This is a genomic window from Haliscomenobacter sp. (assembly GCF_040403615.1).
In the GTDB taxonomy this organism is placed as follows: domain Bacteria; phylum Bacteroidota; class Bacteroidia; order Chitinophagales; family Saprospiraceae; genus Haliscomenobacter.
Genome location: NZ_JBBAKG010000013.1, coordinates 8,261 through 17,572 on the forward strand (window position 1 = coordinate 8,261; position 9,312 = coordinate 17,572).

The 9,312-nt window shown below is 48.2% G+C and carries 9 protein-coding genes; 5 read left to right on the forward strand and 4 right to left on the reverse strand.

What is annotated here, in order from left to right:
- Positions 1-127: 127 nt before the first annotated feature.
- The gene (locus tag ABW391_RS06175; protein WP_353480964.1) at positions 128-1,102 is read right to left on the reverse strand and encodes a YheT family hydrolase; all 975 of its coding nucleotides are present in this window, start codon (positions 1,100-1,102) and stop codon (positions 128-130) included.
- A gap of 59 nt (positions 1,103-1,161) precedes the next feature.
- Between ABW391_RS06175 and ABW391_RS06180 the strand changes: the two genes are divergently transcribed.
- The 5 genes from ABW391_RS06180 (at position 1,162) to ABW391_RS06200 (ending at position 7,560) form a co-directional block, all read left to right on the forward strand.
- Positions 1,162-2,943, forward strand: a complete 1,782-nt coding sequence (locus ABW391_RS06180; RefSeq protein WP_353480965.1) for a T9SS type B sorting domain-containing protein — start codon at positions 1,162-1,164, stop codon at positions 2,941-2,943.
- Positions 2,944-2,984: 41 nt separating this feature from the next.
- On the forward strand, positions 2,985-4,100 hold the full coding sequence (locus ABW391_RS06185; RefSeq protein WP_353480966.1) for a glycoside hydrolase family 18 protein: 1,116 nt from the start codon (positions 2,985-2,987) through the stop codon (positions 4,098-4,100).
- A 40-nt stretch (positions 4,101-4,140) separates the two neighbouring features.
- Positions 4,141-5,634, forward strand: a complete 1,494-nt coding sequence (locus ABW391_RS06190) for a serine hydrolase (RefSeq protein WP_353480967.1) — start codon at positions 4,141-4,143, stop codon at positions 5,632-5,634.
- 62 nt (positions 5,635-5,696) lie between these two features.
- Positions 5,697-7,376, forward strand: a complete 1,680-nt coding sequence (locus tag ABW391_RS06195; protein WP_353480968.1) for a GH39 family glycosyl hydrolase — start codon at positions 5,697-5,699, stop codon at positions 7,374-7,376.
- Positions 7,377-7,398: 22 nt separating this feature from the next.
- Positions 7,399-7,560, forward strand: a complete 162-nt coding sequence (locus ABW391_RS06200; protein WP_353480969.1) for a hypothetical protein — start codon at positions 7,399-7,401, stop codon at positions 7,558-7,560.
- Between the two features lie 9 nt (positions 7,561-7,569).
- Here ABW391_RS06200 and ABW391_RS06205 read toward each other — a convergent pair whose 3' ends face one another.
- The 3 genes from ABW391_RS06205 to tpiA all read right to left on the reverse strand — a co-directional run bounded on the left by ABW391_RS06205 (position 7,570) and on the right by tpiA (position 9,143).
- Positions 7,570-7,911, reverse strand: coding sequence for a XisI protein (locus ABW391_RS06205; RefSeq protein WP_353480970.1), 342 nt, complete (start codon positions 7,909-7,911; stop codon positions 7,570-7,572).
- On the reverse strand, positions 7,899-8,315 hold the full coding sequence (locus ABW391_RS06210; protein WP_353480971.1) for an element excision factor XisH family protein: 417 nt from the start codon (positions 8,313-8,315) through the stop codon (positions 7,899-7,901). Before ABW391_RS06210 ends, ABW391_RS06205 begins: the two co-directional genes overlap by 13 nt.
- Positions 8,316-8,381: 66 nt before the next feature.
- A complete protein-coding gene (gene tpiA / locus ABW391_RS06215) occupies positions 8,382-9,143 on the reverse strand; it encodes a triose-phosphate isomerase (RefSeq protein WP_353480972.1) in 762 nt (253 codons plus the stop codon).
- Positions 9,144-9,312 lie beyond the last annotated feature (169 nt).

Consider the following 9,312-nt stretch of genomic DNA (forward strand, 5'->3'; position numbering starts at 1 on the left):
CAGGTTTACCCCTCACCTTAACAAAAATTTAGCAGAGTTTTTGGGGGAAAGGGTGTTATTTGGGTTTTAGATTTTGGGAAGCGCGCTTCGGCTACGCTCAGCGACCGCGTGCATTGCTATGGCGGTTTTAGATTTTGGGAAGCGCGCTTCCCACAAACCGCCACGCCTGCTCCTCCGACCAAAATACATTCCTTTTTCCTGGCGTATAAAATCCGCAATGCCCGCCGTACCGAGGTGTTTTCAAATGAAACAAAGGCGACTGCTCGGCCAGGTCATACGGAAAACAAGCTGGACTCAGGAAGGTATCGTCCAAGGCATTGATGAGCAAGGTTGGAATCTTGATTTTGGGGATAAATTGCAGGCTGCTGTTGCGCGTCCAATAGTCCTCTGCGCTGTCAAAGCCGTGCACAGGTGCCGTAAAAGCCCCGTCAAACTCGTCAAAACTGCGGGGATTGGGTATGCTAATGCGGTATTGATCCGGGAAAAGCTGCGCTTTGGCATGCATTTTAGGATTCAAAGATAGCAAAAAACGCCGCATGTAAATCCAGTTTTTCCATTTGTTGAATTCCTCATTGGCACTCATTACCTCACAAGGGACCGAGATGGCAATGCCTTTGGTGATTTGTGGAAACAGGCGATCCTCTTGTTCCCCCAAGTACTTCAGCACTACATTGCCGCCCAGGCTAAACCCAATCAGGACAATTTCGCGGTATTGATTTTTGGCCACAACATGGCGCAGTACCCAATCCAAATCTCCCGTTTCGCCGATGTGGTAAGTGCGCAGCAGGCGATTGGGTTCGCCGCTGCAACCCCGAAAATTTATGCCCAGGCCGTCCCAGCCCTCCATTCCAAAACGGCGAATCATCCCTTTGATGTAGCCACGTTCTGCCGAGCTTTCCAGGCCGTGTAGCACCATGACGAGCTTATCCCGGCCTTGAGTAGCCCAATCCAGATCCAAAAAATCGCCATCGGGGGTATCGATGCGTTCGCGTTGGTAGTGCAAATCGGACACCTGCCGAAACAAGGATGGATAGATGGTATTGACATACGTATTGTGAAAAAGCAAGGGTGGAAGGTAATCGTCTTGTCGGAGGAACGGCATTGTATACGGTTTCACATTAAAATGCCCCAAAAGTAGTATATTTGGACAATAGACTGCAAATGAAAACTACACGGATCCACACTTTGATGCTCTGCTTTTTGCTCTCCATTACCAAAGGATTTTCCCAACAATACTTCAAGTTGCTGGAGAAATCCGACAAACCGTATGAACAAAAAATCACCCGTTTTTCCAATGGTGATTTGTTGATTGCGGGTTCGCCCATCAGGGGCAAAACGGCGTCGCAAAACGGCGGACTGAACATCCTGCGGCTCGACCAGTGCGGAAACACCATCTGGAGCAAAAACTTTCAATGGAAGGAAAATTTTATGAGTTTTAAAGACTTCAGCATCAATTCCGACAACGAGATTTACATTTATGGTACGGCCTACGAGGGCATGAGCGAATACATCTTTCTGCTCAAACTGGATCAAAAAGGCAAGGATCTTGTATTTAAAGTTTTCCATTTCGGCACGGTCGACAACTTCACCTACAACATCAAAGTGTTGCCCGACGGTGGCATTATGGCCTATGGGCTGTTGCTGGATTACAATACCCCCAAGCGGGGTTTTCTGGCGGTTTTTGATGCCAATCTCAATCAGCAATGGGGAAAATTATTCGCCCCATTTGAATCCAGTGGCGAAGCCATCATTACCCAAGACAATGGATTTCTGGGGCGCTCAGGGGTTTACACCTTCAAATTCAATGCTCAAGGTCAAATCGAGTGGTCGAGCATTTTCGAATCGGGCGACAACCGCAGCGATTATTACCCCGTAGCGGGGCCGGTTGAGGTAGAAGACGGCTATATTTTTGAGGCAATCAAAGAAAAGGAAGCTTTTTTTTACAAAATAGCTCCCAATGGCCAACTGGTCTGGAAAAGCGAGCTTTTCCCCAGCAGTGAGCGCGCAGCAGATGTACAAGTACTGGAAAACGGGGATCTACTGGCCATGTACAATCACCCTGGCAATGGCGAAAACTACCCGACCCAATTGTGGTTGAGTCCCAATGGCAAAATCACGCGTCAACGCCGGCTGTTTATTCAACAATCCTTGCAAACCGATGGCATTTATCAATCCATCAATGCCAAAGGCTTGATTACAGTTATCGGCACTCAGGACTTGAAAGCGGCAAGTTCGGATCGCTATGCTGGTTTTTTGTTGCAAACCGCCCTGGATTCCAATGTGGGGCGCTGTTTCCATTGGGAGGATTTCAATTCGATTCGCGCCAACCCCACGCCCATTTCCGTCACTCCCCAAACGCCAACTTTTTTTTCCCTCAACATCCGCAATGTCGATGCCAGCATTGTGGCAGTCCCACTGGTGTACGCCTTTGCTGAAAGCTGCGACCTGAGCAAAGAAAGACTCATCCGCAAAGACAGCACTTTGTCCTGTGGTCAAAAATGGACGGTACAATTGCCTTCGGCTGATTTTTTTTGGGAAGACGGCAGCCCAGAAAGCCTACGCAACCTGGATACCATCGGAACTTACCGCGCTACGGATTACAATTGCATTGCCCCAACAGTGTATGAGTACAGGCTGAACCGACAAACTTGTCCCTGCCCTGTTTATTTGCCCAATGCCTTTAGTCCCAATGCCGATGGCCACAACGATCTGCTCGAAATGTTCAGCAATTGCAGCGTCAAAGAGATACACATGAGCGTGTACAACCGCTGGGGAGATCGGGTATACGAGAGCAGGGGTACGAAGCCCGGTTGGGATGGTACTTTTCGGCAAAACCACGCCGATCCTGGCGTTTACATGGTGGCCGTGCGCTATGTTTTGATCAACGAAAGCAATGAAAAACAGGAGGGAACTTTGCTGCAAAATGTGGCCTTGATCCGATAATTTTGCTAGTTTTACCTAAATAATTCACACAATTCGGGTTTATGTTCCAACACCTTCAGCGGCCGGCCTGGTATGCCTTGCTTCCGCTCAGTATGCTCGGCTTCTTTTTCAGCAATCCTTCACTTTTGAATAAACCCAAGCCCATTGCGGTCATTGCTTATTACGCAGGCAGTGGCCAGGATTTGGACAAATACAAATGGGAACAACTTACCCATGTTATCTTTAGTTTTTGCCATTTGCGCGGCCAACGCCTGGCTGTTGACAATCCCCAAGACAGCATTTGTATCCGCAATCTGGTGGCTTTGAAAAAAAAGTACCGACTCAAAGTCATGCTTTCTCTTGGTGGCTGGGGCGGCTGTCAACCTTGTTCTGGTGTTTTTGCCAGCGCCGAAGGACGGCAAGAATTTGCCAATTCGGTGAAAGACCTGATGCAAACCTACGGTGCCGATGGCATTGATCTGGATTGGGAATACCCGGGCATCGAGGGATACCCTGAGCACCCTTTTCTGCCCGAAGACAAGGCCAATTTCACTCAGTTGGTGCAGGCATTGCGCCAAACCCTGGGCAAGAAGGCCATTCTGAGTTTCGCCGCAGGCGGCTTTCGCAGCTTTTTTGAGCAATCGATTGAGTGGAGTAAAGTAATGCCCCTGGTCAATTACGTCAACTTGATGAGTTATGATCTGGTCAGTGGTTACAGCACCGTGACGGGACACCATACGCCCCTCTACTCCAATGCCCAACAAGAAGCCTCTGCCGATTCTGGCATCAAATACTTGCTCAAATTGGGCGTACCAGCTCAAAAAATCATCATCGGTGCCGCCTTTTATGCGCGCAGTTGGGGCGGCGTAGAAAACATCAACCAGGGCCTGTATCAATCCGGCAAATTCAAATCTTTTGTCCCCAAACACAGCATTTCCAGGACATTTAGCGCTCAGGAAGGTTTTGTCTTTTACCGCGACACCGTTGCCCAAGCGCCTTATGCTTACAGTATTCAGCGCAAAGAATTTGCCACTTTCGACGATTCCATTTCCATAAAGCTCAAGACCAAATACGCCATGCAACAAAAATTGGGCGGAATCATGTTTTGGCAATTGACCGATGACAAACCCAAAACGGGCTTGTTGCAGGCAATTTGGGAAGCAACCAAGGAAAAGTAGATTCCGCTAAAACCAAGTACAATCCATAACCACTAAAACCATGAAAAATACCTTTACCCTTCTCGTTGTCTGCATCTTGTGCCAAGTACTGGGAGCGCAGAACTATACGGCCCAAATCCAGGAATTTGACACCTACGCCAGCAAGTCCATGGCTACCTGGCAAATGCCCGGAATGGCCCTGGCCATTGTCAAAGACGGCAAAGTCATCTTCAAAAAGGGCTACGGTGTGACCCAAATCGGCACCAAAAAAACCGTGGATACTCAAACCATTTTCTCTTGCGCATCGACCACCAAAGCCATGACCGCAACCTGTATGGCCATGCTTGTGGATGAAGGCGAAGTAAGCTGGGACGATCCGGTGATCAAATACCTGCCCGAGTTTCATTTGTACGACCCCTATGTCACCCGTGAGCTCAAAATCCGCGATTTGTTCACCCACAACAGTGGAGTAGGCAATGCCGATTTTTTGTGGACCATCATGAACATCTCTTCCGAAGAGGTGCTGCGCAAAATGCAGGGCGTAGAACCCAGTTATTCCCTGCGCTCCAGTTTTATTTACCAAAACATCTTTTACCTCGCGGCAGGCAAGGTGATCGAAAAAGTCAGTGGCCAAAAATGGGAGGATTTTATCAAAGCCAGAGTTTTCAAGCCACTGGGGATGAACCGCACCTTTCCAACCCTGATCAGCAGCAAAGATCTCAACCACTCGCAACCACATTACCGGGTAAACGGCACCATCAAATCCATCATTCCCGATACGGCAGATCAGATTGGCCCCGCCGGAAGTGTGCGTTCCTGTATCGACGACATGTGCAAATGGGTCACCTGCATGCTCGACAGCAGCAAATACGCAGGTGGTCGCCTGCTCAAGCCCGCTACCTGGGAGGAATTGTTCCGCCCACAAGTAATAGTTCCGGCTGACGAATTTTACCCGACCATGCAAATCATCAAACCCAATTGGACGACGTACGGACTGGGCTGGTTTCAGCACGATTACAAGGGCAAAAAAATCAATTACCACACGGGCAGTCTGGCTGGCGAAATTGCCATCCACGCGCAATTGCCAGAGGCAAAACTGGGTTTTTATTTCTTCGGCAATTTTGACCACGCCGAACTGCGCCATGCCCTGGTGTACAAAACCTTTGACCTTTTCGCCCTGGGTGGCACCCGCGATTGGAGCGCCGAATTTCTGACCCTTTACCAGGGCATTCAGGCCAAAAACGAAAAAGCAGAAGCGGATTTTGAAGCCAAACGAATGGCCAATACCACTCCCTCCAAACCCCTGGCCGAATATACTGGCACGTATTACAATTCCCTCTACGGCGAGGCCGAAGTAGTGTTGGATGGCAACAAACTGGTGATCAACCTCAATAACTACCTGAAAGCGACTTTATCCCATTGGCATTACGATACGTTTCGTGGTGGGTATGAAAAAGACTGGTATGGCAAAGCAACCGCTAGCTTTCAGTTGAACGCCAGTGGCAAAATCGAAAAATTGAGTTACGAGGGCATGGAGTTTACCCGCCCCAATTGATCTGAAGACAAAAGCATTTGATGACTATAAACAAAAAAACATTGACACATTCATCAATTGGAATGAAAAAAATCATCCTTTGCCTGTTGTTGTTGCAAGGGCTATATGCTGCTTTCGGCCAAAACAGCAGCACCGTCATCAACGTGGATCTCGGCAAAGAAATTGGCGAAATGCGGCCATTTTGGGCCTGGTTTGGCGCAGACGAGCCCAATTACGCTTACATGCGCGACGGGAAAAAACTCTTGAGCGAACTCAGCGCAATGAGCCCGGTTCCGGTGTATTTTCGCGCCCACAATTTGCTGACCTCAGGACACGATACCATGAACCTCAAATGGGGCTCCACCAACGTCTACACCGAAGACGCCAATGGTAACCCCATTTACGACTTTACCATTCTGGATAAAATTTTTGACACTTATCTCCAGCGGGGCATCAAACCGATGGCGCAATTCAGCTTCATGCCCGAAGCCCTCTCTACCAATCCGCAGCCCTACGAGCACCATTGGCAGCCTGGCATGCCTTACGATAAGGTCTATACTGGTTGGGCCTATCCACCCAAAGACTACAAAAAATGGGCCGATCTGGTTTACACCTGGGTCAAACACGCGGTGGAGCGTTACGGCAAAGCGGAGGTGGAAACTTGGTACTGGGAACTCTGGAACGAGCCCAACATCGGCTACTGGAAAGGCACCGTGGAGGAATATTGCAAATTGTACGACTACACCGCCGATGCAGCCAAAAGAGCCTTACCGACCATCCGCATGGGTGGCCCCGAAACCACCGGGCCAAGCTGGAGCAAGGCAGCTGATTTTTTAAAAACCTTCCTCACCCATTGTGTTTCCGGCAAAAACTACGCGACTGGGAAAATTGGGGCGCCCCTTGATTTCATCACCTTTCACGCCAAAGGCGCACCCAAAATTGTGGATGGGCATGTACAAATGAACATGGGCACCCAACTGCGCGACATCTCGGAAGGATTCCGCATTGTGGCCTCTTACCCCACCCTCAAAAGTTTGCCCATCATCATTGGGGAATCGGACCCGGAGGGTTGCGCGGCTTGTGGCATGAAAACCAATCCATCGAATGCCTACCGCAATGGCACCATGTATTCCAGCTATACCGCGGCTTCTTTTGCCCGCAAATATGCACTGGCCGATCATTTCAAGGTGAACCTAAAGGGGGCAGTGAGCTGGTCGTTTGAGTTTGAAAACCAGCCTTATTTTTATGGTTTCCGCGATTTGGCCACCAATGGCATCGACAAACCCGTACTGAACGTCTTCCGCATGTTTGCCCTGATGAAAGGCAAACGCGTGGAAGTCAAAGGCAATCAAAACTACAGTTTCACCGCCGTAAGGGATTCCAGCGTACGTGGCCCCAAAGCCGATATTGATGGCATTGCCAGTAAAGACCTGCGCTCGGTAGCGGTGATGCTTTGGCATTACCACGATGATGATGTGAAAACGGGCAAGGCGAGCATTGAACTCAACCTGAAGGGTTTCACTGTCAAAACCCTCAACCTGCACCATTACCGCATTGACGACGAAAACAGTAACTCCTATGAAGTATGGAAAAAAATGGGGTCGCCGGAAAATCCGACTGCGGAGCAAATCGCTCTATTGGAAAAAGCCGGGCAATTGACGTTGTTGAGTTCGCCAGCTTATGTCAAAACCAACAATGGAGCTTTAAAAATGGAGATTGAATTGCCACGCCAAGGGGTTTCGCTGTTGAAATTTGATTGGTGAATAGTTTCTAAAAATCAATACCATGAAATTGTTTCTCTTTTGCTTGCTGCCCAAAGACAAGTCGGATGAAGCACTACAATTTTTGGTAGGCGATGAGAATGTGCTTTTCTTTTTGGACAAAAAGCAACAATTGCTGGTGGGCGATGAGAATTTCAGCTTTGCGTTGAATCGGAAATTGCAGTGAATTCCAAATTTACGCTGCTGCAAACCCAGTATACGGCCTGGCATAAGGAGGCTGAATTCCTAAGACTATATCTGATTTAGGAATTCCTCTTTCGACCAATTCGTCAGCAATCAAAATGTCGGTATAATTGGCTTGTAGCCAAATTTTTCCATCCGGTTTTATATCCAGATGAAAAAGAACAGAGTGAATAAAATGAGATCCTGACCAACCTAAGTGCACAAGTTGGTAGTGATGATTTTCGGGATCAGAAATTACTTGAATCTCTATGCCAGGAAGATTCGCAGGTCTTACCTTTGCATGTTCATTGAGAACATCGATTATGATTTTTTGGTAACGAGCTATCTTTTCCATTCTACAATTTTTGATGTTTTGACGTCAACTACTAAAACTTTCATTTCAACCTCGGCAATCGCTTCAAGAACTGCCGGGCTTTCAAAGTAAGTATCAAATATTTCCTGAGTTATCCCCAAGTAAAGTATCCTTTCAGGTTCTTTTTTTCTCAATGCTAGTTTGTAGTTCACATATTGACCAAGGGCATTGTGAAAATCATAAATGAAAGAGTTACCTACAAAGCTTTTTACTTCAACTGCAATTTTCAAATTTTCTTTCTCTGCTGCAAGTATTTTTTCAGCACCTAAATCAATGCTTTGCTGAAATCCCAAAATTTTCAGACTATAGGGATCATGAGTAACCTGCCAGTTGTCTGATATCAAAGCATCCTTAATTGCATCGTGGTATAAATCTTTTGCTGCCATTACTATAATTCTTTTGTTTTGGGTACACAACTGGCTAACAAAAAATCAGCCAGTTGTGTTTTATGCTTACTTCGTAGCTTCCACAATCGTAATAAACTCCTCTGCCTTCAATGAAGCACCGCCCACAAGGCCGCCATCCACATCGGGCTGTGCAAAAAGCACCGCTGCGTTGCCGCCGTTGACGCTACCGCCATACAAAATGCTGGTTGCCTCGGCTATTTCTGCGCCGTATTGCTCCACTAAAAGCGAGCGAATCGCGGCATGCATGTCCTGGGCTTGCTCAGGAGAGGCTGTACGGCCAGTACCAATCGCCCAGATTGGCTCATAAGCGATTACTACTTTTTCGAAATCGGCTGCACTCAGGTGGAATAAACCCGCTTTGATCTGTGCTTGTACGTGCTCAATGTGCGTATCAGCATCGCGAATCTCCAGGCTTTCTCCACAGCAAAAGATCGGAAGCAATCCTCCGGCCAGAACTTTGTCTACTTTTTTGGCGAGCAGCTCGTCTGATTCTCCAAAGTACTCGCGGCGCTCAGAGTGGCCCAAAATCACGTAGTCTACACCTACTGACTTGAGCATTTCTACTGAAATTTCGCCGGTGTACGCGCCTTTGTCTTCCTGGTGGCAGTTTTGAGCCCCCAGGTTCAAATTGGCCACATCCTTGATGAGGTCGTGCACCAGCGGCAAATGGATGTACGGTGTACACAATACCACCTGCGCATTGGTTGCTTTCAGGCGTTGGGCAATCTCGGTGGCCAATTCGCAGCCTTCAGCCAGCGTCTTGTTCATTTTCCAGTTGCCGGCAACGATTTGTTGACGTGTTTTCATGTTTATTTAGGGTTGGGGCGTCCATTTTGGAGGCCCTAGGTTTTGATTGTTGGGGCGTCCGTTGGGGCGTCCCTGCGTGGAGGCCCTCGTCCTCGTCTTTTAAAAATCCAACTCCCCTTCGGGGTTTTGGATTTAGGGGCATCCACGTAGGGATGCCCCTACTGTTTGC

What these genes read in the sequence shown, in the direction of transcription:
- ABW391_RS06175 (WP_353480964.1), bottom strand. Translation starts at nt 1,102, where the DNA reads ATGCCGTTCCTCCGACAAGACGATTACCTTCCACCCTTGCTTTTTCAC.
- ABW391_RS06190 (WP_353480967.1), top strand. Translation starts at nt 4,141, where the DNA reads ATGAAAAATACCTTTACCCTTCTCGTTGTCTGCATCTTGTGCCAAGTA.
- ABW391_RS06210 (WP_353480971.1), bottom strand. Translation starts at nt 8,315, where the DNA reads ATGGCAGCAAAAGATTTATACCACGATGCAATTAAGGATGCTTTGATA.
- ABW391_RS06180 (WP_353480965.1), top strand. Translation starts at nt 1,162, where the DNA reads ATGAAAACTACACGGATCCACACTTTGATGCTCTGCTTTTTGCTCTCC.
- tpiA (WP_353480972.1), bottom strand. Translation starts at nt 9,143, where the DNA reads ATGAAAACACGTCAACAAATCGTTGCCGGCAACTGGAAAATGAACAAG.
- ABW391_RS06205 (WP_353480970.1), bottom strand. Translation starts at nt 7,911, where the DNA reads ATGGAAAAGATAGCTCGTTACCAAAAAATCATAATCGATGTTCTCAAT.
- ABW391_RS06185 (WP_353480966.1), top strand. Translation starts at nt 2,985, where the DNA reads ATGTTCCAACACCTTCAGCGGCCGGCCTGGTATGCCTTGCTTCCGCTC.
- ABW391_RS06195 (WP_353480968.1), top strand. Translation starts at nt 5,697, where the DNA reads ATGAAAAAAATCATCCTTTGCCTGTTGTTGTTGCAAGGGCTATATGCT.
- ABW391_RS06200 (WP_353480969.1), top strand. Translation starts at nt 7,399, where the DNA reads ATGAAATTGTTTCTCTTTTGCTTGCTGCCCAAAGACAAGTCGGATGAA.